Genomic DNA, 24,342 nt, shown 5'->3' with positions numbered 1-24,342 from the left:
GCCATGAACAAGACAATGAAAAGACTGGCGCTCGGCGCCGCAACCACAGCTTTGGTGACCATTGGCAGCCTTGCGCCTGCCATGGCCGACACGGTGCTGAAATTCATTTCCTGGCAAACCGATGATGCTGGCACCGGTGAGTGGTGGCACTCGGCCATTGCAGAATTTGAAAAACAGCATCCCGGCGTGAAGATCGAATTCACCAAGGCCGAGCGCAGTTCCTACGCTGATACGATGACGACGCTGTTTGCGGCCAACCAGCCGCCACAGATCGTGCATCTCGCATCCTTCGAATTCCAGATGTTTGCCGATAGCGGCTGGCTGGAGCCACTCGATCCCTGGCTCGAAAAGGACGGCATCGACATGACCGGCTGGGCCGGTCAGAAAACTTGTGAATGGAACGGTGAAACCGTCTGCATCATGACCAACTACTTCGGTTTCGTGATGGCGTACAACAAGAAGATTCTCGATGAGGCCGGCATTGCGGTGCCAAAGACTTATGATGAATTCTTTGCCGCTGCCAAGGCAACCACCAAGGATCTCAATGGTGACGGTATCATCGACCAGTTCGGTACGGGTCATGAAACCAAGGGTGGCCCGGGCCAATATCTCACCGAGATGCTGAACTACATCATCGATGCCGGTGCCTATTGGACTGACAAGGACGGCAATATCACCATTGATACGCCTGAGATGGTCGAGGGTCTGACACGGTGGAAAACCGTGATGAAAAGCGGCATCAGCCCGGTCGATATGAGTGCTAGCGATGTGCGCAAGCTTTTTGCCGATGGAAAAATGGCCATGCGTCTGGATGGACCATGGCTTTACGGCACCACCGAAAAAGGTTCGGCCAAGAACGACATCGTTTATGCTGTACCACCGCTGACACCGCCGCTCGGTGGCTCATCCAACGTGTTGGCCATGCCATCAGACATTCCCGATGACCAGAAACAACTGGTCTGGGATTTCATCAAGCTGACGATGACACCTGAATTCCAGCGCACCTATGCGACGCTAGGCGGCAACACGCCGCCAAGCCCTAAGGCTGATGTGTCTGGCGTTGAAAAGACCATTCCGCATTTCCCGATTCTTTTGGAAACGATGAAGGCTGCATCGGAGAAGGGGATCGACCGTGTACCGATCGGGCTTGAGCTCTATTACAACGAGTTCAGCAAGATGGTGATGGAAGAGACGCAACGGATGATCATTCAGGACCTCGACCCTGCGGAAGTCGCAAAGACCATGCAGGCCAAGGCGGAAAGCATCAAAGGCTGACGCTTTTTTGGGACCATGGCCCGCTTGCCTTGCGGGCCATGCACATATCACACAGCATCCGGCAGGAGAAATATCCATGACCGACACCGTTCAGCCGGAGCGACGCAAGTTCTTTGACCTTGCGCGCCCCAGCCGGCAACATCTTCTCGGCTACATCTTAATCGCCCCGGCGGTTTTGATGGTCGCCGCCATCATCGTCTGGCCGCTTGTCCTGGCGATCGACCTGTCGTTCCAGCAAGTCAAGATACCAAGGTTGGGTGGTGCTAGCCGTCCGTTCTCGATCAGCAACTATGTGTGGCTATTTTCCTCGCCAGAATTCTGGCTGGCCTGCTGGGTTACGCTGAAACTGGTGATTGTGGTTACAGTCGGCAGTGTTGCCGTCGGTCTCAGCACAGCACTTCTCGTAAACAACCGTTTCAAAGGTCGCACCGCCGCCCGCCTCGGCATGGCACTGCCTTGGGCAGTACCGGAAATCATCGCTGTGGTGATCTTTGCCTGGATGTTTGATACCTCTTTCGGGCTGTTCGGCTGGCTGGCGATACAGCTTGGTTTTACCGACCAGATGATCCCGTGGATCAGCAGTTCGACGGCGGCTTTCTGGGCGGTGGCCATTACCATGGTCTGGAAAGGGTTCCCCTTCGTATCGATCATGTGCCTTGCCGGCCTTCAGTCGATCCCTGCGGATTATTATGCCGCCGCAAAGGTCGATGGTGCCGGTGTCTGGCAGCGTTTCCGCTGGATCACCATGCCGCTTTTGATGCCGGTGCTCGGTGTCACACTCGTGCTGACACTGCTCTGGGTTTTCCGTGATTTCTCGATCATCAAGGTCCTGACCGGTGGCGGGCCACTGCGCTCCACCCAGACACTATCGATCATGACCTACGATCAGGCTTTCCAGTACCACAACTTCGGCCGTGCCGCCGCTGTCGGCGTACTGACACTGGTCATCTGCATTATTGCCAGCCTTTTGATGTTGGGCCGGCGTTCGAAATCCATTTATTGAGGAGGCTTTGATGAGACGTACATTCGCACAGAGTCTCGCGCTTTACGCCACGGTCGCGTTCACGCTGATCATGATCCTGTTTCCGGTTTATTGGTTGCTGGTAACGGCGCTGTCGACGACCGATGAACTTTACCGCCTGCCGCCAACCTTCTGGCCTGACGATCCGCAATGGGACATCTTTGCCCGCGTCTGGGCCGCAAAACCCATTCTAATGTGGCTCTGGAACTCGATGCTTGCCGCCATCGGCTCGGTGGCGCTGTCGATGCTGGTTTCTGTCAGCGCCGGTTACGCATTGTCACGCTATTCCATGCGGGGTGGCGCGACCATGGGGATGTTCGTCCTCACCGCCAAGATGTTGCCGGCCACACTCTTGGTCATTCCGCTGTTTTCGATCTTCTCTAGCTTTGGCCTGATCGGCAGTCTTTGGACGCTTGTGCTGGCGCATTCGACGATGATCATTCCCTTCGCCACCTGGATGCTGAAGGGGTATTTCGACACCATTCCGAAGGAGCTTGAACAGGCTGCCATGGTTGACGGTTGTTCGCCCATTGGCGCCATGATCCGTGTGGTCCTGCCGATCGCGACGCCGGGCCTTGCCGCAACCGCGCTTTATGCCTTCGTGCTCAGCTGGGCAGATTATGCCTATGCGCGCACCTTCCTCGTCAATTCACCCGACAACTGGACAGCCAATCTCGGCATCACCACGATGCAGGGTGAATATGTCACCTACTGGAACGACATTTCCGCCGCATCGGTGTTCATCGCGCTGCCAATCATCGCAATCTACCTCTTTCTTGAACGTTATTTGGTCGGCGGTCTTACCGCTGGCGCGGAGAAATAAGCATGGCCAATATTTCCATTCGCAATGTCAGCAAGTCCTATGGTGCGCTCAACGTCTTGCGGCCCTTCTCTCTGGAGATCGAAGACGGCGAGTTCGTGGTGCTGGTTGGACCGTCCGGCTGCGGCAAATCAACAATGCTGAAAATCCTGGCGGGTCTCGAGCCTGCCTCCGAAGGCGAGATTTTCATCGGTGACCGCGAGGTAACGGATCTTGCGCCCGGCGATCGCGACATCGCCATGGTGTTTCAGAATTACGCGCTTTATCCGCATCTGACCGTACGCCAGAATATCGGTTTCGGCCTTAAGATGCGCGGCACTGACAAAACAGAAATCGATCGACGTGTTGATGATGCAGCGCGTATCCTTGAAGTGACGCCCTATCTCGACCGCAAACCAAAGGAACTCTCCGGCGGCCAGCGCCAGCGCGTCGCACTTGGCCGTGCAATCGTGCGTCAGCCACAGGCGTTTTTGATGGACGAGCCTTTGTCCAATCTTGATGCCAAGCTACGTGTCCATATGCGCGCCGAAATCGGTGCCCTGCACAAACGCATCGGTGTGACCACCGTTTACGTGACCCACGACCAGGTCGAGGCCATGACCATGGCTGACCGTGTTGTGATCATGCAGGGCGGTATCATCCAGCAGATCGCTGCACCCGACGAGCTGTTCAATAACCCCGCCAATCTTTTTGTGGCAGGCTTCATTGGTTCGCCGGGCATGAACTTTCTCAATGCGGAATTGCGCGATAGCACGGTGACGGTGTTTGGTCAGCAGGTGGCCTTGCCACGCGCCACCAGCCATCAGGGTGCGGTCGTGATTGGCCTGAGACCGGAGCACCTCGTGCTTGGTGATGCGCCGGTGACCTTCTCTGTCCGCCCAACATTGATTGAAAGCCTCGGATCGGAAAAATACGTCTACTTCAACGTTGAAGGCGCACGCATCGCAGACGGTGAAGAAGGAAAATCGAAGGGCTTGATTGCCCGCGTTTCCCATACCGGAAATCTGCCACGGGACGAAGACATCAGGCTCCGCTTTGATCCTGCCCAGCTTTATCTGTTCGATGCCAAGACCGGTGAACGGTTATGATTCTGGTCACCGGCTCAGCAGGGCGGGTTGGCCGCGCTGTTACTGCTGCATTGAGAGCAAAAAGCCAGCCAGTCCGCGGTTTTGACGTCAAGCCTTCAGGGACGGATGGCGATGTCGTTGGTTCGCTTGAAGATGCTGCCAGTCTGACGCAGGCAGTTGAAGGCGTAACAGACATCCTGCATCTCGGCGCGTTCATGTCCTGGGCAGCCGCTGACCGCGACCGCATGTTTGCAGCCAATGTCGAGGGAACGCGGCGGCTGCTGGATGCGGCTGCGGCCGCAGGTGTGCGTCGTTTTGTCTTTGCGTCCTCAGGCGAAGTCTATCCTGAAAATCGGCCAGAGTTTCTACCGGTCACCGAGGAGCATCCACTCCGTCCAAACTCTCCTTACGGTCTGACCAAATTGCTTGGGGAAGAACTGGTACAGTTCCACCAGCGCACTGGCACAATGGAAACCGTGATCCTGCGATTTTCGCACACGCAGGACGCCAGTGAATTGCTGGATGAAGACAGCTTCTTTTCGGGCCCGCGTTTTTTCCTGAGACCACGTATCCGCCAGCAAGAAAACTTTGGAAACCTTGCTATAGCCGATCTTCTGCGCTCCAGAGACATCGGCGAGCCCGCACATGTTCTAGCACGCAATGAAAACGGCCGTGCGTTCCGCATGCACATAACCGAAACCCGCGACATGGTGGCGGGTATTCTCCTGGCGCTCGATCATCCCGACGCGGCAGGTCAGATCTTTAATCTCGGATCAGACGAACCGGAAGATTTTGCCGAACTCATCACCGAAATGGCAACTTTAACCGGCCTTCCAATCGTACCAGTCGATTTTCCCGGCGCAGGCGTTTATTACCATACGTCAAACGCGCGTATCAGGAACAGGCTGGGGTTTAGGGCGGAATGGACGATGAAGCGAATGCTGGACGAGGCCATCGCCGCAAGGCGGCAGCGTCTCACCGGGGAGAACGAGCCTTGGGGGAAGAGGCCATGAAGCCTGAAACGCCGGGAGGGACAGCCGCGCTCGCCAAAGGGTTGACCTTGCTCGACATGGTCGCCGATGCCCCAGAACCGTTGCGTTTTGCAGAATTGCTGCGCGCCTCTGGCCTGCCAAAACCCACCTTTGCACGCATTCTGCGCACGCTCATCGCCTACGGGCTGGTGCGCCAGGACGAGGCGCGCGGCACGTACGTGCTGGGCCAGCGTTTTCTCGAAATGTCGCATAAGGTGTGGGAGAGTTTCGATCTCGTCTCGGCCGCAACACCTGAACTGGAACGGCTAGCGGCCGAGCTTGGCGAGACGGTGGCCCTGTGTCGTCTGGACGGTGTGATGGCGCAATATCTGGTCGAACGTTCACCCAATGGTCTGTCCGTACGCGTTGAAGTGGGCCGCCGCGTGCCGCTACATTGCACCGCGCCTGGCAAGGCGCTTCTCGCCTTTCAGGACCCTGCAGTCGGCCGGTCACTCATCGAGCGTCTGACGTTGGACGCGCAAACGCCACAAACCATTACCACACTGGACGCGCTGCAGGCCGACCTGACACTGACGCGGGCTCGCGGTTATTCTATTTCCTATGAAGAGCATTTGCGCAGCGTAAATTCGGTGGCTGCTCCTGTGATGGGGCGCGACAATACGCCGATCGGCGTACTGGTGGCGCTTGGCCCATCCTCACGTCTCGATGCATCCAACATCCATCCAGCTGGCCGTGAACTGATTGCAGCAGCCCGGCGCATTACCGGTGCCGCGGGTGCCGTCGCCATCAGTTCACGTCCGCGTCCTCGCACAGCTGTCGGGCGCCACATGGCGGACCTCAGTTGCGTTCTGCCTTGGGGCGCACAACTTGGTGAAAGCCCGGTCTGGCACGAAGACGAAAGGGCCCTCTACTGGGTGGATATTCTGCACCCGGCGGTCCATCGCTTTGACCCGGCAACCGGCCGCAACGACACTGCGGAAACCGGCAAGTTGGTCAGTGCTGTCATTCCAGTTTCGCAAGGCCGTCTGCTGGTTGCCTCGCAAGATGGCATTGAATGGCTGGATTTTGCCTCCGGTCGCTTGACACCTTTCGTCAGCCCGGAAGCGGGCATTGCCGATAACCGCCTGAACGATGCCAAATGTGGACCCGACGGTGCTGTCTGGGTTGGCTCAATGCGGATCGACGCCTCCAAACCAACAGGCGCGCTGTACCGCATCAATGCCTCTGGTGCCTCCGAACGCAAGGAGGGCGGTATTATCGTATCCAATGGCCTTGGCTGGAGCCCGGATGCTCGCACCTTCTATTTTGTCGATACCGTGCCGGGGCTCATCCACGCATATCATTGCGATCCAGTGACCGGCACTCTGTCGGGACGACGCGAATTTGCGCGCATTCCGGTCGCCGACGGTCGACCGGACGGGCTCGCGGTCGATGCTGAAGGCGGTGTCTGGTGCGCAATCTGGGATGGCTGGTGCGTGCATCGCTATCTACCCAATGGCAAGCTGGACCAGGTGATCGATCTGCCGGTGCCAAGACCAACCAGTATCGCCTTTGGCGGTCCAGACCTCTCGACACTTTTCATCACCAGCGCCCGCACACGTTTGCCAGCTTCGGCGCTGGCAGATGCACCACTGTCGGGTGGCCTGTTCTCCTGCCGCCCCGGCGTTGCCGGTGCGCGCATACCGCTATTCGAAGGTTCAGTGTCCGAAGGATAAATGATGCGTCTTGAAACAGTTTTTGGCCTGAAGGGCCGCACAGCACTGGTGACGGGCTCCAGTCGCGGCATCGGTGCCGCAATTGCCGAAGGTTTGGCGGGGGCTGGCGCGCACATCATTCTGCACGGCACAAAAGCCGGAGGCGCAGCAGCTGTTCAGCAACGCATTACCGACGCAGGCGGTACCGCACAGGAACTGGCAAGCGATCTCTCAAGCCCCGATGCTGGCCGCGACCTGATTGAACGGGCTGAGGCCATCGCACCGATCGATATTCTCATCATCAATGCCAGCGCTCAGATCAACGCGACCCTGCCTGATCTGAAACCCGCTGATCTTGCGTTCCAACTGGCGGTGAATCTCGGTTCGACGGTGGATATGCTGCAGACGGCACTGCCGCTGATGGCGGCCCGCAAATGGGGCCGGGTGGTGTCGATCGGGTCGATCAACCAGCTTCGACCCAAAAGCGTTGTTACCGTCTATGCTGCCACCAAGGCGGCACAGCATAATCTTATCCAGAGCCAGGCACGGGATTTTGCCCGCGACAATGTCCTGCTCAATACGCTGGCGCCTGGCTTGATCGATACCGACCGCAACGCACATAGGAAAGATGAGGATCCCGAGGGTTGGGCTGATTATGTCCGCACCCTGAACTGGATGGGCAGAGCAGGGCAACCGGAAGAGATGGTCGGAGCGGCGATTTTCCTGTCATCTCCGGCCTGCAGCTTCATGACCGGCGAAAGCATTTTCCTGACCGGTGGTTACTGAGCCGGACCTGCGCGCCACCTGCTAGTGAGCCTGCGTAACCAATCGCTATTGTCTCCTTTGCGCGGCAGGCCTCCATCGAGGCGTGTTCAAGCGGATTGCTCCTGTTCCAAACAGCCATCCTTTAGACGGCTGAATTTCCGGCAGCTTTCCCGACATTGCCAACTTAAAACAAGCCTCTGTCAAACCGGATGTGTGAGCTTACCGGGGAAATTGTGCGGGCATCCTTAATTTATCCAGATTTGCTGTCGACAATATGAATACACTAGATTATATCCAGGGTAATCGAATGTATAAAGTCCATTGATCCCGTGAGTGAAATGGCTCAACAGAAAGGAAGCCGCATGTCCGCCGCAGTATTTTCGGGCACTATGCCTGCATTGATGACCCCTTGCAAAGAAGACCGCACGCCGGACTTCGACGCATTGGTCAAGAAGGGCAAAGAGTTGATCGCGCTCGGCATGTCAGCGGTGGTTTATTGCGGTTCGATGGGTGACTGGCCACTCCTGACCGACGAACAGCGCATGGAAGGTGTCGAGCGTCTGGTCAAGGCAGGTGTGCCTGTGATCGTTGGAACCGGCGCCGTCAACACCGCTTCGGCCGTTGCCCACGCAGCCCATGCCCAGAAGGTAGGCGCGCAGGGTCTGATGGTTATTCCGCGCGTCCTGTCGCGTGGCTCGGTCGTGAGTGCCCAGAAGAGCCACTTCAAGGCCATCCTCGCTGCAGCACCTGATCTTCCGGCGGTGATCTACAACAGCCCCTACTACGGCTTTGCGACCCGTGCCGACCTGTTCTTTGATCTTCGTTCGGAGCACAAGAACCTTGTCGGCTTCAAGGAATTCGGTGGCCCGGCTGACATGCGTTATGCCGCAGAGAACATCACCAGCCGCGATGATGAAGTCACGCTGATGATTGGTGTCGACACCGCCGTCGTCCACGGCTTCGTCAATTGCGGAGCAACCGGTGCAATCACCGGCATCGGCAACGTCCTGCCGAAGGAAGTCCTGCACCTGTGCAAGCTCTCCATGGCTGCGGCAACAGGTGATGCGGACGCTCGTCAGCGTGCATTGGAACTGGAAAACGCTCTTGCCGTGCTGTCATCCTTCGATGAAGGCCCGGATCTCGTTCTCTACTTCAAGCACATGATGGTGGTGAAGGGCGACAAGGAATACACGCTGAACTTCAATGAGAGCGATTTCCTCTCTGACAGCCAGCGCGGTTACGTCGAAGCACAGCTGAAGCTGTTCGACAATTGGTATGCCCAGTGGAGCAAGCTGCCAGGCGCTGTCCAGACCTACAAGGCGTAACCAGAAATAACAGCGGGGTCCGAGCACAAACTCGGACCCCGCTGTAAATTTCGTATTTTCACACTGCTCACTGGTGATTTTCACTGAGAGCCGGCTCTGGCAGCGTAAACGGCGCCGCACAGCTCCCAAAATGCATAATCAAGCGTGCCGGCGAAAAAGCGTCTCCGCGCAGATGGGGCGACCTGTCATCAAATCGATCCCCATTCACGCGCGGCAACGAGCCGTGATTTAATCAAGCAGGTACGACGTTTTCCGCTTTCGACTTGCCAGTCTTGCGGTCCTGACCGATTTCGTAGCTGACCTTCTGGCCGTCACGAAGTGGGCTCGAGCTCTGAACTGCAGAGATGTGAACGAATACGTCAACGCCGCCATTGTCTGGCGTGATAAAGCCGAAGCCTTTGTCCTGATTGAAAAACTTTACTGTCCCAGTGGCCATGTATATCCCCGTAAATAATGGCGGCCCTTATGCCGCCGACGCGGGAGATTAGGCATCTGCGCCGTCAACCGCAACCGATATTTGATAGTAAATACTGTAAATACAACGTTGCGAGGCCACTTTAATTGCCTAGACAGCCATTTTTGGGCCTTCACCCGCCAAACGTGGCCAAACAAAGGCCTGACAAAACTGCCTTTGGCAGGCAGTTTTGCATCTGGCCCTGTCGACTAGATCAATTGAGGACTGGAAGAGACAGAGGTGCGAGTTCGCCAAGCGAACGGCCTTGAGGGTCCTTTTGGGCAATACGGCTGACCGCAAATTTCGAGGCCTCCTTCATCACCTGGACCGCAGCATCATAATCCAGCCCAAGCAACTTGCCGCCACGCGCAATACATTGTCCATCGACATAGACGGCCTCTACCGCGCGCTCTGCCGCGCATTGCAGCAGGTTGCGCAGTGGATCGTACACCGGCTGCATGGCGGGATGGTTGAGATCAACAAGCGAGAAGTCCGGCTTTGCGCCAACCGCAATGCGACCAATATCCGAACGGCCAAGTGCCTTCGCACCACCAAGTGTTGCCATGTCCAGGATATCACCGGTCTTGATGTCGAAAACGCTCTTGCCGGCAATTCGCGCGCAGATTAGCGCGCGGCGCATCTCTTCCAGCATATTGTAAGGATAACTGTCCGTGCCAATACCGACATTGATACCGGCCCGGCGATAACGCCCGATCGATTCCAGGATCATGCCGCTGCGCGAGAACGTAACCGGGCTGTGGGCAACGCTGGTACCGCGTTTAGAAAGCAGCTCCATATCGGTCTGCGTGCGTTCACGTGTCCAGGAATGGCTGTCGAGGAAAATACAGTGACCGAGGATCAGCCTTTCATCGAGAATACCGAGCCCTTCTAGATATTTGACCGCCGTCTTGCCAGTTCGGCGCAACAATTCCTCATGTTCTGCCATGGTCTGCGCGGCATGAATTGTGATCGGCACGCCACGGCTTTTGGCCGCCGCCGTCGCTTCAATCAGCAAGTCCTCAGAGCATGTCTCAACCTGCGACGGGGCGATGACGCCACCAATGCGGCTGGAAGGGTGGGCCTCGGCGGCGTCAACACAGGCAAGTGCCTGTTGGTAGGCCTCGCGACCACGTGCCTTATCCCAGCGATATTCCAGTCGGTGACTGTTTTCGACGTGCCAGCTCGCTTCACGAAATCCCGGCGCGGCATAGGTACGGGCACCGCTTTTAACCAGCGTCGGCAGCCACGCGTCATGAGGCCCGGCAATATCGAGAAGTGTGGTAACACCACTGCGAATAAGGTCGCCAAGCATGATCGTTAGTGACGCTTCACGCGCCTCCTGGCTGATTTCGATCAGGCCCGAATATTCATACATCGCCTGACCCCAGAGGGCGGCTGTGCCCATGTCATCGAATATGCCCTTTGACAGCGGCTCCTCATCGGAATGACAGTGGATGTTGATGAGACCAGGCAACAGCATACTGCCCTGGCCGTGTTCTTCCACCGCAAATGGACCGGTATAGTGCCCACCAATGTGCAGGATAGACGTGTCATCGAAGGCAATATCGCCATTGTTGAGATAGGCATGGCTGCCGGTTTTTTCGTCATAGGCGACGATCGTTTCGACATTACGGATGACGGTGATCTGCTTAGTCATGGCTTGTCCTGAAATAACGTTCGAGGAAACGGCTATAGGCACCCATCAGTGCACTGAAGAGGAAATAGACGGCAGCGGCGAACACGTACCCTTCCAGTACGGCAATGCCCTGCCAGACCGGATCGCGCATCGCCGAGCGCACAGTATCGAGGAAGTCGAGCAGCCCAACGATGGTCACGAGCGTCGTGTCCTGAAAGAAGCCGATGAACAGCGACACCAGGGGCGGAATGACTTTCTTCATTGCCTGCGGCAGCACGATCTTGAACATGATCGGCCAGTAGCCCATGCCAAGTGCCTTGCCAGCCTCGATCTGGCCCTTCGGCACATCCTGCAGACCGCCGCGCACGATCTCGGCAATATAGGCGGCAGCGAAAATGATGATGGCGATCTGGGCACGCAGCAGCTTGTCCACCGTCACGCCGTCCGGCATGAACAAAGGCAACATCACGGTTGCCATGAACAGAATGCTGATCAGCGGCACACCACGGATGATCTCGATGAAGCTGGTTGCCAGAACACGGATGACCGGCAGGTCAGAGGCGCGCGACAGTGCCAGCAGGATGCCGAGCGGCAGGGCACAGGCGAGCCCGACAAACGACAGCATGAAGGACAGCGGCAGGCCACCCCACTGCGTTGTCGGAACGGCACGCAGGCCCAACATACCGCCCGCCATCAGAATGTAGAGGCCGGGCAGGATGAGGAAAATCCACGACAGCAGCAGCCTGCGGCTCCACATCTGTGGCACCATCGAAACCGTAATGGAGCCGAGAAAGACGATGAGGGAGAGAAGCGGCCGCCACTGTTCTTCATAGGGGTAGAAGCCAAAGGCCATGTAGCGCAGCTTGGTGCTGAGAAATGGCCAACAGGCACCGCTTGCCGCCTTGCAGTCTTCCGGTGTGCCGGCAAAAGTGGCGTTGAGAAACAGCCACTGTATCGCAAACCATCCCAGCGCAAGAACGACCGCACTGCTCAGAATGGTGATCAGCGCGTTGCCAGGCGTACCAAACCAGTCCTGCCGCCAGCGTTGCGGACGCGGGGGAGGGGACTGGATGCTGGCTGTGCCAAGGACGAGTTGAGCTTCCGTCACGATCAACGCTCCTTCAGCGCAACATGAGAGTTGTACCAGTTCATGAACAGCGAAATTATGATCGACAGGGTGAGATAAGCCCCCATGAAGATCGCAATCGTTTCCATGGCCTGCCCGGTCTGGTTCATCACGGTGTTTGAGACCATGACAAGATCGGGATAACCGATGGCAATCGCCAGTGAACTGTTTTTGAAGACGGTGAGGTATGTATTGGTCAACGGTGGGATCATCAAGCGAGATGCCTGTGGCAGAATAACAAGCCGCATGGTGCGGCGGCGCGGTAGGCCAAGCGCCATCGCCGCTTCCCACTGGCCCTTGTTTACAGCCTGAATGCCCGCGCGAACAATTTCCGCTACATTGGCCGATACGCTGAGAGACAAGCCGAACAGCAAGGCGACAAATTCTGGCTTGATCTGCACGCCGCCCGTGAGGCGAAAGCGGCCTTTCTCTGGCAAGTCGAAAGTCATGTCTATGCCGTGCAGCAGCAGGACCAGCGCAACAGGCAGGAAACCGAACATCACGGCAACCAAAGCCCCGTTATTGGAAACGCCGGTCGCTAATCGCCTGCGCAGTGCAAAACGCCTGATGACCACTGCACCTATGATGCCAACAACAATGGCCGCAAAAACAAAGGCAAAACCACGTTCAAAGGTGACGGAGGGAATGACGAGGCCGCTATTGGAAAGATAGACATGGGGCGCTAGTGCCAGGGCTTCCCGCACCGGTGGCAGCACATTGATGATCACCGCGTACCAGAACAGCAAATAGAGCAGCAGCGGCACGTTTCGAAGCGCCTCGACATAGCCCAGCATGAGCCGCTGCAACATCGGATTGCGCGACATGCGACCAATCCCGACCAGAAGCCCGATGATGGTGCCGAAAATGGCGGCCAACAGCGACACCTTGACGGTGTTGGCAAGACCAACCAGCAGCGCATGGGCCACTGTGTCGCTCGGCCCATAAGGAATTGCCGCTTCACTGATGACAAAACCAGCCTGTCGCGACAGGTAGCTGAACCCGGTCGCAATATCGTGTTTGGCAAGGTTTTGGCTTGCAGTCGTAAACATCGACCAGGCAATCAAGGCGATGACACCGATTGCCAGCCATTGGTAAAAAAGCGCGCGAAAGCGCACATTGCTCAGCAAAGCCATCGGAACCCTCCGTCGAGACGGCCGCAAGAGGTATTCGCGCCCGCAGGAGCGGGCGCGACGATCTCGATCTAGCGGATTGGCGGAGCGTAAAGCAGGCCGCCCTGGTTCCATTGAGTGTTCGGGCCACGGGTCATGCCAAGCCGGGTCTTTTCACCAAGCGCACGGTCAAAAACTTCACCGTAATTGCCGACCGACTTGATGATGTTGTAGCCCCACTTGTTGTCGAGCTTCAGCATCTCGCCGAGATTGTCAGTGACGCCAAGCATACGCTGGATTTCCTGGTCGTCGCTTTTGACCTTTTCATCGACATTGGCCTGGGTGATGCCCTTTTCTTCTGCCGCCATCAGCGTCCAGATCGACCAGGATACGATATCGCGCCAGTTGGAATCGTTCTGGCGAACGCCAACTGCCAGTGGTTCTTTGGAGATGGTTTCCGGCAGAACGACATAGTCGTCGGGATTGTTGGCAACGGCGCGGATCGAGGCAAGGTCGGAACGGTCAGACGAGATTGCATCGCAACGACCGCTGAAAAACGCTGCACGGTTTTCGTCGGGGCTTTCAAACACAACAAGTTCAAAATTGGCGCCAAGCTTGCCGAAGAAGTCGCTGAGGTTCTGTGCCGTCGTAGTGCCGGGCAGGGTGCAGATGGCTGCATCCTTCAGTTCCTCGGCGCTGGTTACGCCAAGCGATTTCTGCACCATCAGGCCCTGACCGTCATAAAACACGACAGGCCCGAAATCGATACCGAGAGAGGCATCGCGGGTAAATGTATGGGTTGTCTGACGCGACAGCACATCGATTTCGCCGGACTGAAGTGCTTGGAAACGGGTATTGATGTTGGTCGGGACATATTCGACCTTTTCACCATCCCCAAAAACGGCGGCGGCAATGGCGCGGCAGATATCCGCATCAAAACCTTCCATGCGACCCTTGTCATCAGGTGCAGCAAAACCGGGTGTGGAGAGAGAAACGCCGCAAACCAGCTTCCCGCGCTGCTTTACCGTGTCGAGTGTATCGGCGTTGGCAACGCCTGCTGTGACGACTGTCAGAATTCCGAGGGCTGCACCGATGCAGTTCCCAACTGTCCATCTATTCATTTCAGTTCCCCTTTTGATTGGATGCACTTCCCTAGAATTTTGTTATTTTTGGTGGAGATAATGCGTACAGCATTGTCTACAATATCTTCCCATGATTGACAACACCCATCTCTGTCGCTGCGCTGAATTTTCCGAAGCAGGCAGGCGCAGCTGATCGCCACCACGAACGACAGACGCATTCGTGCGTGATGCCAAGCCAGCGGGATTTCACAGCCGATACCACAGCAAATATCAGGCGAGGGCGGCGCGCAGATCGTGGGAGAGATCGCGGATTTCGCTCAGGTCGAGTTCGGATTCGACATGCTCGAGATGATGCGCCATCAGACGAATTGCCTTTTCGGCATCGTTGGCGGCAACCGCCTCAACGATCTCGGCATGTTCATCCGGCCCACAATTGAAGCGGTTGGTATTGCGGTAGACGGCTGTTATCAGCGATGAGCGGGCAATCAGGTCCCGCATTGTCGTGAACAGGAAGTCCGAACCCAGAGTTTCCGCCAAAAGCAGGTGAAAACCACCAGAAAGCTTGATGATTTCACTCGTAATATCTTCCGTATTAGCGACACGTTCTTTGGCGACATGATCACGCAATCGCTTCAGATCCGCCTTGGAAATCGACTTGCACAGACGTTCGATCACACAGCGCTCAACCGTTCGGCGCACGAAAAATACGTCCCGCGCTTCTTCTACCGATGGCTTGGAAACAAAGGCGCCGCGGTTGGGAATGATGGTGACAAGGCCATCGCGCTCCAGTGCGGTGAGAGCCTGGCGAACCTTGGCGCGACTGACATTAAAGATCGTCGCCAGTTGCTCTTCCTTGAGCTGCACGCCGGGACGAAGCCGGCGCTCAGCGATGGACAACCAGACTTTTTCGACAATGTGTTGTGTGGACGGTCCGGCCTGCGCGGTCATCAAATCTGTTCCCTATTGCCGTTATAAAAACGCGATGACACGAGAAAAGTCAATGATATTGTCATGATTTTCATTGCTATATTGTCGACAATATGAGACATCATTGTAAATTATGAAATTGAGATCTCACCATGGAATTCGACTTCACCGAACTTGAGCCACAAAGCCGCTACCGCCTGCTCACGAATTTCATCGGCCCGCGACCGATAGCGCTGGTGACGACCCGTTCGGCAGCAGGCCATAACAACGCGGCGCCCATGAGCTTCTTCAACGTGTTTTCACACGACCCCCCACTTGTTGTGCTTGGCATCCAGCCGCAATCTTCGGGTGAAGAAAAAGACACGATGGTCAATATTCGCCGCACCGGTGAGTTCGCCATCAACATGGTCGACATGACCTTGTCGCAGCAAATGCTGGTCTGCGGACTAGGCTTTGATAATGAAGTCGATGAACTCTCCATGGCTGGACTAACAGCCAGGCCATGCGCCAAGATCGACGCAAGTTATGCCGCGCAATCGCCCTGTGTCTTTGAGTGCCGGGTGGAACGTCTGATCGATTATCCCCGCCGCACCCTGGTGATTGGCGAAGTCCTCCACATGCATGTTCACCGAGAGTGCCTTGATGCCGAGGGACGTTATGTCGATCCAGAACGGTATCAGCCGATCGCGCGTTTGCATGCCGACAATTACATCACTTCGGATCGCCAGTTTGAACTGAGCGCACCACCGATCGCAGATTTCATCAAACCGCAGGACAAATAGGCCCTGAGAGATTCACGACGATGCATATTCGCCTGATCAACCCAAACTCCACGGCTTCGATGACCAGCCAGGCGCTGGCAAGTGCGTTGCGGGTAAAACAATCGGGCACCGAGGTTTCTGCCGTTAATCCGGCAAACACCCCCATCAGCATCGAGGGTGGCGCGGACGAGGCAATGGCTGTGCCAGGCATGCTGGAGGAAATTCGCAAGGGCGAACGTCTGGGCATTGAGGCCTATGTCATCGCCTGCTTCGATGATCCCGGCTTGCACGCGGCCAGAGAAGTTGCGCGCGGCCCCGTCATCGGCATCTGCCAGGCGGCGATACAGGTGGCGATGACCATCAGTCGCCGCTTTTCGATCATCACCACATTGCCCCGGTCCATCCCGATCATCGAAGATCTGGTGAGTGATTACGGCGCAGATCATCACTGCCGTAAAGTCAGGGCAATCAATTTGCCTGTCCTTGGACTGGAGGAAGACCCAGCCATGGCAGAGCAGTTGCTGATCCGTGAAATTGAAACGGCCAAACAGCAAGACCGCGCCGAGGCCATCATTCTCGGTTGCGCTGGCATGTCGGCGCTCTGCGATCGTCTGCGCGAGGCGACCGGTGTTCCGGTGATTGATGGCGTGACGGCAGCAATCAAGATAGCCGAAGCCCTCGTCGGTGCTGGTTACGTCACATCAAAGGTCAATGCCTACGACTATCCGCGCGTCAAGGGGTGACGGGCAGATCTCCGGCTGACACCGGGCCGTCTTACGACTGAATTCATCTGGTCAACATTCTTCCCATCATTTGCTCGCGAGAGACTTGTGGCGGCGGATCATTATCTTCCAGCCGAGAAAGCGACCGCCTGTCGTGCTTGGCACCAGATCATCACAGATACAGACAATAAAAAGGCAACACATTAGGTTGTCACTTCCCCCATGCTTTTCGAACGAACGTCCGTACTCTACTCGGCATCGAGCCTGCCGTTTCAACTCGCCACGACAACGGCTAAAGTCTTGCGCACACGTCTGATTAGGCCAAGGGATATTGAAAATTGAAGCGATTTTTTTTGGCAACAACTCTTGTTCTGCTCCCACAAGTCGCGTTCAGCCTTGAGCAAAATCAGCGTGTTAAGCCCATACCAAGTAGGGCAATTCCAGACTATCAACTGGGCGGCAGTTATGAACCTCCCCTTGGCGTTACTGTTGTGGCGCGAGACAGCACGGCGATGCCAGCCGAAGGCCTTTACAATATTTGTTACGTGAATGGTTTTCAGACCCAGCCGGACAGCCAGTGGCCAAATGAGCTTTTGGTTATTGGCAAAAACGGCAAAGCATTTGCCGATCCCGGCTGGCCAGATGAGTATCTTCTGAACATCTCGTCTGCAGCGCTCAGAGAACAGATCGCAAAACGGCTTAGCACCGGCATAGCGCACTGCGCAGAGGCCGGCTTTGACGCCGTCGAATTCGATAATCTCGATTCCTTTAGCCGCTCTAAAGGGGCGTTGACGCAGGAAGATGCGGTGGCATTCGCGCGCCTGCTTGTCGAGATCGCACACAGCAGTGGATTGGCCGCAGGTCAGAAGAACACACCGCAGCTTTCCCACGACGAGCGCCGCACAATCGGATTTGATTTCGCCGTTGCAGAAGAATGCCATCGTTTCGATGAGTGTTCCGAATACACACGCTTCTACGGAGATCAGGTCATCAACATTGAATATACCGATGACCTGCGCGGAAAATTCTCCGCTGTCTGCCGTGACAAGAACACGCCCAAAGCCACGATCCTGCGTGATCGTATGCTGAAAGCGCCGGGACAAAAAGGCTATTACTACGCCCATTGCCCGGCAGCATCTCGCTGACACCTCCGCTTGTCGCGGCAACTTCTGGCATCAACCGAACCACAAAGCGTCACGCAAAAAACCGGTTGGTGGGACGTGGCAACCCGAGATGGTCTCGCAACGTTGTTCCTTCGTAATCCTGGCGGAACAGACCTCGCCGTTGCAGTTCCGGAACCAGCCGAAGTACCACATCGTCCAGCCCTTGCGGAAGATATGGTAACACAACTGTAAAGCCGTCACTGGCGTCCACGGCCAACCATTTTTCCATCTCATCAGCGATGGTTTGTGGCGTGCCCACAAAGGCGAGGCCAGCATAACCACCATATCGCTGTGCCAACTGACGCACCGTCAGCGCGTCCTCTCTTGCAAGCCTTATCGCTTGCTCGCGACCGGTCTTGCTTGCATTCGTATCGGGTATGTCAGGCAGCGGGCCATCCGGATCAAAACCGGACGCATCATGGCCAAGAGCAATCGACAGTGACGCGATAGCGCTGTCATAGTGCACCAGACTATCAAGCTTGGCGCGCTTAGCCTTGGCTTCTTCCACCGTGTCCGCAATCACGATGAGAGCAGCGGGCAGTATTTTGAGCTGTTCCGGACGACGGCCGAAGGCTGGCATCCTGCCTTTGATATCGGTATAAAGAAGCTTTGCAGCGGCGAGATCGCGAGGCGAGCAAAACACCACCTCTGCGGTTTCAGCCGCCAGTTGACGACCGGGCTCTGATTGTCCGGCCTGCACGATGACGGGCCAGCCCTGGACAGGCCGGGCTATGTTCAAAGGCCCCTTGACCTGCAGGGCAGGGCCTTTGTGATCAAGCACGTGCATTTTATCGGGATCAAAGAAGATGCCGCTTTCCTGATCGCGAATAAATGCATCATCAGCAAAGCTGTCCCACAGGCCCGTGACGACATCAAAAAACTCACGCGCTCTCGCATATCGATCACCATGATCAACATGGTTATCCAGACCAAAGTTGAGCGCGGAGTCAGGGTTTGCCGTTGTAACAATATTCCATGCAGCGCGTCCGTCGCTGATATGATCGAGCGAGGCAAACCGGCGAGCAACGTGATACGGCTCGTCAAAAGTCGTCGACGCCGTTGCGGCAAGGCCAATCTTTTCAGTCACGGCAGCCAGCGCCGAAAGCAAAGTGAACGGCTCAAAGGATGTAACAGTGTGGCTGCGTCTCAGCGCCTCCACTGGCATGTTCAGAACCGCCAGATGATCCGCCATAAAAAAAGCGTCAAATTTCGCAGCTTCGAGCTTTTGAATGAATGACTTCAAATGGGAAAAGTTGAAGTTCGCATCGGCATAGGAACCCGGATATCGCCACGCGCCGGTATGCAGACTGACGGGACGCATGAACGCGGTGAGATGCATCGACTTTGCCATGGCGCGGCTCTCCTTGGAGCATGTTGGGAATATATTGGCGATAGAAATAGGGACAACCTCCCGAATATTTATTCCCTAATTTTAACCGAGATAAGATAAATAACTCTATATCCAACCACATCATTGAAAATTTAGATTTTTCTTCCGAAAATTCGAACTTTCGACATTACATCATGATCTGAATAGTATATATATTTTATAGACAATAGCCGGGTGAGGATAAATCATGGTTCACGTTTCATTTGATCGTAAATATGACGCAACCCGCAATATGACCGACATCACGCAAAACCGTTGTTGCCGTTTTCCATTACGAATGCACGCACCTGTGAAATCGCAGAGGTGGATTAGTTCGAGGTCAAAAAACGCGCTGAAAAGAGACGGATATGCAGAGACACGTTATTGAACACGCCGGACTGCCGGTCGGAATAGCAATCCCTGAAGACAACAAGTTGCGGTTCATTGCCGTGAAGTTCCATGTGATTGATCTCGACAATCGCAGATATGCGAACTTGCACGATCTGACGGCAGACATCCGCAGCCATCTGGCAACACCCAGCGCTTTTGCGGCGTGATCCTTGGCGGACCATGATTTTTCAAAGACGAGCGGATGTGCGGCGAAACTTACGGATGCGCGCAGAGAATATTTGTCCTTGCTTCGACGATATGCGCAGACATATGGTTTCCCGTAGCCAGACTGTTGCGGTCCTTGAGGCCATTAAGGTTTGATTTTTTGCCGATGTCGTTTTTCATCCGCTCCGCGATTAGGGACACTTCGCCATCCGTCGCCAGAGATTTCCCGCTTGGTCGTCGTTATCAAGCCAATCTGCAATCTCCCAAGCATCAATCAGACCCCGGCGAGTGTGACATTCCAACTTTGCAGAAACCACGGGCATTATCATCTTCGCTGCATTTGAAAATGGAATCTGCCCGGCTACAAACATAAATCGCATAAGGTTTGTTATGGAACTTATGTATTCCATGTCCTTATGTTCAGACGGTATCAGCTGTTCGGCCGGTCTTGCTCAAAAGCGCTGCGGACAAATAACTAAAAACAAAATCATCCCTCGCAAAGAACCCTCAATTCCGTCATTTGTTGTTTTTAGCGATTTTTGTTGCAATGCACAGACTTTGAAAATGCCAGCGCTGAAGTCATAAATTTTGGACTTCCGTCAATTTAGGCCGTAAAATATATATTAATTACAATAGGATAGATTTTAGTTTAACAAAAATTATCCTTCCCGTTGACAACTACAGACGAGAAATGTTGCCCTTAAATCAGCAGAAGTGAATAAATATCACATATGCTGATTGCCGGGAGGGCAATCGTCACGTTCACGATCATGGGAGGATCATATGAACAGTCGTCGTCATTTCCTGGTTACCTTATCGGTAGCCGCTTCCACTGTCGCAATTCTCGCATTTGGCGGCCAGGCCGCCTACGCCAAAGATCTCAAAATCGGTTTTAGCCAGGTTACCCTGCAATCTCCATTTTATGTTCAGTTGAAGAATGGTGCAGAGTCAGCAGCAGCGGCATCAGGTGACACGTTGGTGTTTCTGGATGCCAACGGCGATGTGTCGAAGCAGAACAATGATATTCAGGATCTCATTACACAGGGCGTCAACGCCATCATTATCAATCCGGTCAACCCGGATGCCGTGGCACCGTCTTTGGATGCAGCAGCAGCGGCAGGTATTCCTGTCATAACGGTCGACCGACCTGTGCGTGGTGGCACCGTGGCGGCCCATGTCGGGCGCGACAACAAGGCTATGGGCAAACTGGTTGGAGAAGCCGTCGTTGCGAAACTGAAGGCAGATGGCATCAGCGATGCCAAAATCATCGAAATCCAGGGTGACGCAGGTGGCGCCGTGATGATGGACCGTCGAGACGGCTTCCACGATGCGATCAAGGATAGTGGCCACAAAATCGTCGAAGGGCCTTACGCTGAGTACATCCGCGCCAATGCGGTCACCGCAATGCAGGACCTTTTGCAAGCCCATCCTGATGTCAAGGTTATCTACGCCCATAATGATGACATGGCACTTGGTGCTATGCAGGTCTTGAAGGAAAACAACCGGGACGATGTTCTGGTTGCAGGTGTCGATGGGCTGTCTGAAGCGCTGCAGACCATGAGCTCCGGCGGCAAATATGTGGCGACCGCTCTCAACGATCCGCAATATCTCGGTGACGTCACCATTCAAGTCGCACTTGAAGCCGCCGCCAAGAAAACGGTTCCGGCCTTTGTCGATGCCGGCACGGCGCTGGTAACACCAGAAAATGTGGGCAAGTTCCCGCATTCTGCACTGTTTGCGGAATACCGTCCGCAGGTTCTCAACCAATAACTCCCAAGCAGACAGGAGGGGCTTTGCCCCTCCTGATTGATCTTATCTGTCAATGAGCGTCGGCGCCCCAGCCCGACGATTGCCTCAGTGTATCTGAAGGATAGCAAAATCATGCGTGCAGCCGTACTCCACACGCCCGGAGATATCCGCCTCGAAGACGTTGCCAAACCCGTGCCGGGACAAGGAGAAGCCCTCCTACGCGTCGCGGCCGTCGGCGTTTGTGGTTCGGATTTGCCTCGAATGCTCACCAAAGGTGCCCACAAGATGCCGATTATCTGTGGTCATGAATTTTCTGGCGTTATCGAAGAACTCGGTCCGGGCGTTCCCGATTTCAAGGTTGGTGAACTGGTCACGGTTCCTCCAATGCTTCCGTGCAATAGTTGTGACCAGTGCGCCACCGGCAACTTCTCTCGCTGCCGCAATTACGACTATTTCGGCTCTCGTCGCGATGGAGCCTACGCGCAATATGTCTGCGCTCCGGCCAGCAACCTTATGAAGGTTCCGGCAAACTGCGACCCCCGTGCGGCCGCAATGGTCGATCCGGCGTCGATCGCGCTACATGCCATTTGGAAGGCGGGCGGCGTGACGATGGGTGATCGCGGAGCGGTTATTGGCTGTGGTCCAATCGGGCTTTTTGCCATTCAGTGGATGTTGTTGATGGGAGCAACCGAGGTTGTTGCGATCGACATTTCCAAAGAAAAGCTTGAGTTGGCTCGTCAGGCCGGCGCGACACATACGTTGCTTTCAACTGACGATATCCCGAAAGATATGCTGTGCAATATCATCATCGAAGCGGCCGGGCATCCAAGTTCAATCGGGACAGCGGTCCAGCTTGCGGCACCAGGCGGTCACGTTGCCTTTATCGGCATTCCGGTTGGCGAAGTGCCTCTTTCCAATGCCACCTTCCAACACTTCCTTCGTCAGGAAGTCTCGCTGCATGGTTCTTGGAATTCGTTTGGCGCTCCCTACCCCGGCCCACAATGGACGGTTGCGCTTGACAAGCTTGCCTCCGGAGCCCTCAAATGGGAGTTCATGATAACCCACGATCTTGCACTCAATGAATTACCCGCAATTTTCGAGCGGCTTCGCAACGACCGTGGCTTCTTTTTCTCGAAGATCATGTTTCGCCCGTGACGGACAAAACCCGGTTGGAGGCCGGGCCGTCATAACTGGCAGTTTGGGGAGGACAATCGAACATGGCTCATATTCTGAGCTTCGATTTTGGCACCGGTGGCGTACGAGCAGGTGTTTACGACGTCGACCGCCGTCAGATGCTTGGTCAGGCCGACGCAGCCTACGCGACACATTATCCGAGAGCCGGGTGGGCTGAACAATCTCCGACTGATTGGCGTAAAGCCCTTCGTCATGCTGGCCGTGCCGCCCTTGAAAAAGCAGGGCGAAAGACGGTTGATGCTGTCTGCTGCGCGACAACCGCATCCACTGTCGCGGTGTGTCGGCGTGATGGTACCCCGCTTTCGCCAGCAATATTGTGGATGGACTGTCGCGCCGATGCTGAGGCACGACAGACGGCATCGCTAGATCATGAGGTCATGCGGTTTTGCGGCGGCTCGGACGCTGTCGAGTGGCTTGTACCCAAATCGATGTGGTTGAAAAGCCATATACCTGAACTCTGGTCAAAGGCCGAAGTGATTTGCGAAGCGCTCGACTATGTCAACTTCGACCTGACGGGTGAATGGGTCGGTTCGCGCATGAATGCGGCCTGCAAGTGGAATTACGACAGCCAGAACCATCGTTTTGTTCCGGAAATTTATGAAGCCTTCGGTATTCCAGATCTTCTGGAGCGTTTGCCGCAGCGCATCGTTCCTGTCGGCGGAGTTATCGGCACGATGCGCAGCGAAATGGCCGCTGAACTTGGTCTTGATAACCTGCCGGTCGTAGCGCAGGGCGGCATCGACGCTCATATCGGCATTCTCGGCGCAGACACGGTCGAACCCGGCGGCATGCTGTTCATCGGTGGCACGTCTATCGTCCAGCTGGTGCAACTTGCCCAGGAGGAAGACGTTTCCGGTTTCTGGGGCCCCTACCCGAATGCACTGAACGATGGCCGTTGGCTGGTGGAATGTGGTCAGGTTGCCGCCGGGTCAATGCTCAATTGGCTGACCGATGAAATTTTCGGCCTCGACAAAAATGGACATGCGGCGATGATTGCCGATGTTGCCGCAACGCCGCACCGCTCCGAAGGCCTGCTTGCGCTGGACTATATGATGGGTAATCGTACACCCTATCGTGACGCCTCCTTGCGTGGCGTGCTGATGGGGCTGACGCTGGGCCACACACGCGCTGACATTTACGCGGCGGCGATCGATTCCGTTGCGCTCGGGTCCGCCAATATCCTGTCGGTGCTCAAAGCACGGGGTGTGGCGGTCGAGCGGGTGATGATGGCAGGCGGCATCGTCAAGAATGCCGCCTGGCTGCAAGCCACGGTCGATGCGCTCGGACTTCCGGTCCAGGTCGCCCGTGAAGACAATCTTTCTCTTGTCGGCACGGCGGTCGCAGCCGCCTCCGCGATTGGCGTGTTTCCTGATCTGAAGACCGCCGCAAAAGCCTGTGTTGCACCCGCAAGCGAGCTACTGCCCAATCCCGGCCGCGCCGAATGGTTCGAACGTATGCTTCCCCTTTATCAAGACGCAACCGAACAGTTGCGCCCGACATTACACCAGCTTGCCCGTCGGCAGATGGGAGCGTGAA

22 protein-coding genes are annotated in these 24,342 nt (G+C 55.8%); 15 read left to right on the top strand and 7 right to left on the bottom strand.

Features of this window, described 5'->3' with window-relative positions:
- Window positions 1-3: 3 nt before the first annotated feature.
- The 8 genes from PYL13_RS24965 (at window position 4) to PYL13_RS24930 (ending at window position 8,959) form a co-directional block, all read left to right on the top strand.
- Window positions 4-1,275, top strand: a complete 1,272-nt coding sequence (locus tag PYL13_RS24965) for an ABC transporter substrate-binding protein (RefSeq protein ID WP_275642663.1) — start codon at window positions 4-6, stop codon at window positions 1,273-1,275.
- Window positions 1,276-1,351: 76 nt separating this feature from the next.
- Entirely contained in the window at window positions 1,352-2,278 is a 927-nt protein-coding gene (locus tag PYL13_RS24960) for a carbohydrate ABC transporter permease (protein ID WP_275642662.1), read from the top strand.
- Between the two features lie 10 nt (window positions 2,279-2,288).
- The gene (locus PYL13_RS24955; RefSeq protein ID WP_275642661.1) at window positions 2,289-3,119 is read left to right on the top strand and encodes a carbohydrate ABC transporter permease; all 831 of its coding nucleotides are present in this window, start codon (window positions 2,289-2,291) and stop codon (window positions 3,117-3,119) included.
- A 2-nt stretch (window positions 3,120-3,121) separates the two neighbouring features.
- Window positions 3,122-4,204 (top strand): ABC transporter ATP-binding protein, encoded by a 1,083-nt coding sequence (locus PYL13_RS24950; RefSeq protein ID WP_275642660.1) that lies wholly within the window; start codon window positions 3,122-3,124, stop codon window positions 4,202-4,204.
- Window positions 4,201-5,196, top strand: a complete 996-nt coding sequence (locus PYL13_RS24945; RefSeq protein WP_275642659.1) for an NAD-dependent epimerase/dehydratase family protein — start codon at window positions 4,201-4,203, stop codon at window positions 5,194-5,196. Before PYL13_RS24950 ends, PYL13_RS24945 begins: the two co-directional genes overlap by 4 nt.
- Window positions 5,193-6,890, top strand: a complete 1,698-nt coding sequence (locus PYL13_RS24940; protein ID WP_275642658.1) for an SMP-30/gluconolactonase/LRE family protein — start codon at window positions 5,193-5,195, stop codon at window positions 6,888-6,890. Before PYL13_RS24945 ends, PYL13_RS24940 begins: the two co-directional genes overlap by 4 nt.
- 3 nt (window positions 6,891-6,893) lie before the next feature.
- Window positions 6,894-7,655: an SDR family NAD(P)-dependent oxidoreductase gene (locus PYL13_RS24935; RefSeq protein ID WP_275643062.1), complete on the top strand. Its 762-nt coding sequence runs from the start codon at window positions 6,894-6,896 to the stop codon at window positions 7,653-7,655.
- 341 nt (window positions 7,656-7,996) lie between these two features.
- Window positions 7,997-8,959 carry a dihydrodipicolinate synthase family protein gene (locus PYL13_RS24930; RefSeq protein WP_275642657.1) on the top strand — a complete coding sequence of 321 codons (963 nt, stop codon included), beginning with the start codon at window positions 7,997-7,999 and terminating at the stop codon, window positions 8,957-8,959.
- Window positions 8,960-9,191: 232 nt separating this feature from the next.
- Here PYL13_RS24930 and PYL13_RS24925 read toward each other — a convergent pair whose 3' ends face one another.
- From PYL13_RS24925 to PYL13_RS24900, 6 genes are all read right to left on the bottom strand, one after another.
- On the bottom strand, window positions 9,192-9,395 hold the full coding sequence (locus PYL13_RS24925) for a cold-shock protein (RefSeq protein ID WP_192490822.1): 204 nt from the start codon (window positions 9,393-9,395) through the stop codon (window positions 9,192-9,194).
- Window positions 9,396-9,627: 232 nt separating this feature from the next.
- Window positions 9,628-11,070, bottom strand: a complete 1,443-nt coding sequence (locus PYL13_RS24920; protein WP_275642656.1) for an amidohydrolase family protein — start codon at window positions 11,068-11,070, stop codon at window positions 9,628-9,630.
- On the bottom strand, window positions 11,063-12,157 hold the full coding sequence (locus tag PYL13_RS24915; RefSeq protein ID WP_275642655.1) for an amino acid ABC transporter permease: 1,095 nt from the start codon (window positions 12,155-12,157) through the stop codon (window positions 11,063-11,065). The genes PYL13_RS24920 and PYL13_RS24915 overlap by 8 nt, the downstream gene beginning before the upstream one ends.
- A gap of 2 nt (window positions 12,158-12,159) precedes the next feature.
- Window positions 12,160-13,308: an amino acid ABC transporter permease gene (locus PYL13_RS24910; protein ID WP_275642654.1), complete on the bottom strand. Its 1,149-nt coding sequence runs from the start codon at window positions 13,306-13,308 to the stop codon at window positions 12,160-12,162.
- A 68-nt stretch (window positions 13,309-13,376) separates the two neighbouring features.
- Window positions 13,377-14,405, bottom strand: a complete 1,029-nt coding sequence (locus PYL13_RS24905) for an amino acid ABC transporter substrate-binding protein (protein ID WP_275642653.1) — start codon at window positions 14,403-14,405, stop codon at window positions 13,377-13,379.
- A gap of 231 nt (window positions 14,406-14,636) precedes the next feature.
- Window positions 14,637-15,314 (bottom strand): GntR family transcriptional regulator, encoded by a 678-nt coding sequence (locus PYL13_RS24900; RefSeq protein ID WP_275642652.1) that lies wholly within the window; start codon window positions 15,312-15,314, stop codon window positions 14,637-14,639.
- Between the two features lie 131 nt (window positions 15,315-15,445).
- On the opposite strand from PYL13_RS24900, the gene PYL13_RS24895 reads away from it, so the two are divergent.
- From PYL13_RS24895 to PYL13_RS24885, 3 genes are all read left to right on the top strand, one after another.
- The gene (locus PYL13_RS24895; RefSeq protein WP_275642651.1) at window positions 15,446-16,075 is read left to right on the top strand and encodes a flavin reductase family protein; all 630 of its coding nucleotides are present in this window, start codon (window positions 15,446-15,448) and stop codon (window positions 16,073-16,075) included.
- Window positions 16,076-16,095: 20 nt separating this feature from the next.
- Window positions 16,096-16,797, top strand: coding sequence for an aspartate/glutamate racemase family protein (locus tag PYL13_RS24890; protein WP_275642650.1), 702 nt, complete (start codon window positions 16,096-16,098; stop codon window positions 16,795-16,797).
- 332 nt (window positions 16,798-17,129) lie between these two features.
- Window positions 17,130-17,921: an endo alpha-1,4 polygalactosaminidase gene (locus tag PYL13_RS24885; protein WP_303299151.1), complete on the top strand. Its 792-nt coding sequence runs from the start codon at window positions 17,130-17,132 to the stop codon at window positions 17,919-17,921.
- 49 nt (window positions 17,922-17,970) lie between these two features.
- Here PYL13_RS24885 and PYL13_RS24880 read toward each other — a convergent pair whose 3' ends face one another.
- Window positions 17,971-19,290, bottom strand: a complete 1,320-nt coding sequence (locus PYL13_RS24880; protein WP_275642648.1) for an LLM class flavin-dependent oxidoreductase — start codon at window positions 19,288-19,290, stop codon at window positions 17,971-17,973.
- 386 nt (window positions 19,291-19,676) lie between these two features.
- On the opposite strand from PYL13_RS24880, the gene PYL13_RS24875 reads away from it, so the two are divergent.
- From PYL13_RS24875 to PYL13_RS24860, 4 genes are all read left to right on the top strand, one after another.
- On the top strand, window positions 19,677-19,865 hold the full coding sequence (locus PYL13_RS24875; RefSeq protein WP_275642647.1) for a hypothetical protein: 189 nt from the start codon (window positions 19,677-19,679) through the stop codon (window positions 19,863-19,865).
- Window positions 19,866-20,646: 781 nt separating this feature from the next.
- Window positions 20,647-21,633: a substrate-binding domain-containing protein gene (locus tag PYL13_RS24870; protein ID WP_275642646.1), complete on the top strand. Its 987-nt coding sequence runs from the start codon at window positions 20,647-20,649 to the stop codon at window positions 21,631-21,633.
- Window positions 21,634-21,744: 111 nt separating this feature from the next.
- Window positions 21,745-22,767: a galactitol-1-phosphate 5-dehydrogenase gene (locus tag PYL13_RS24865; RefSeq protein ID WP_275642645.1), complete on the top strand. Its 1,023-nt coding sequence runs from the start codon at window positions 21,745-21,747 to the stop codon at window positions 22,765-22,767.
- 62 nt (window positions 22,768-22,829) lie between these two features.
- A complete protein-coding gene (locus tag PYL13_RS24860; RefSeq protein ID WP_275642644.1) occupies window positions 22,830-24,341 on the top strand; it encodes an FGGY-family carbohydrate kinase in 1,512 nt (503 codons plus the stop codon).
- Window position 24,342: the final 1 nt, after the last annotated feature.

The sequence above is a fragment of the Agrobacterium sp. Azo12 genome (genome assembly GCF_029193765.2).
GTDB lineage: Bacteria > Pseudomonadota > Alphaproteobacteria > Rhizobiales > Rhizobiaceae > Agrobacterium.
This window is presented reverse-complemented; position numbering and strand designations above follow the sequence as displayed.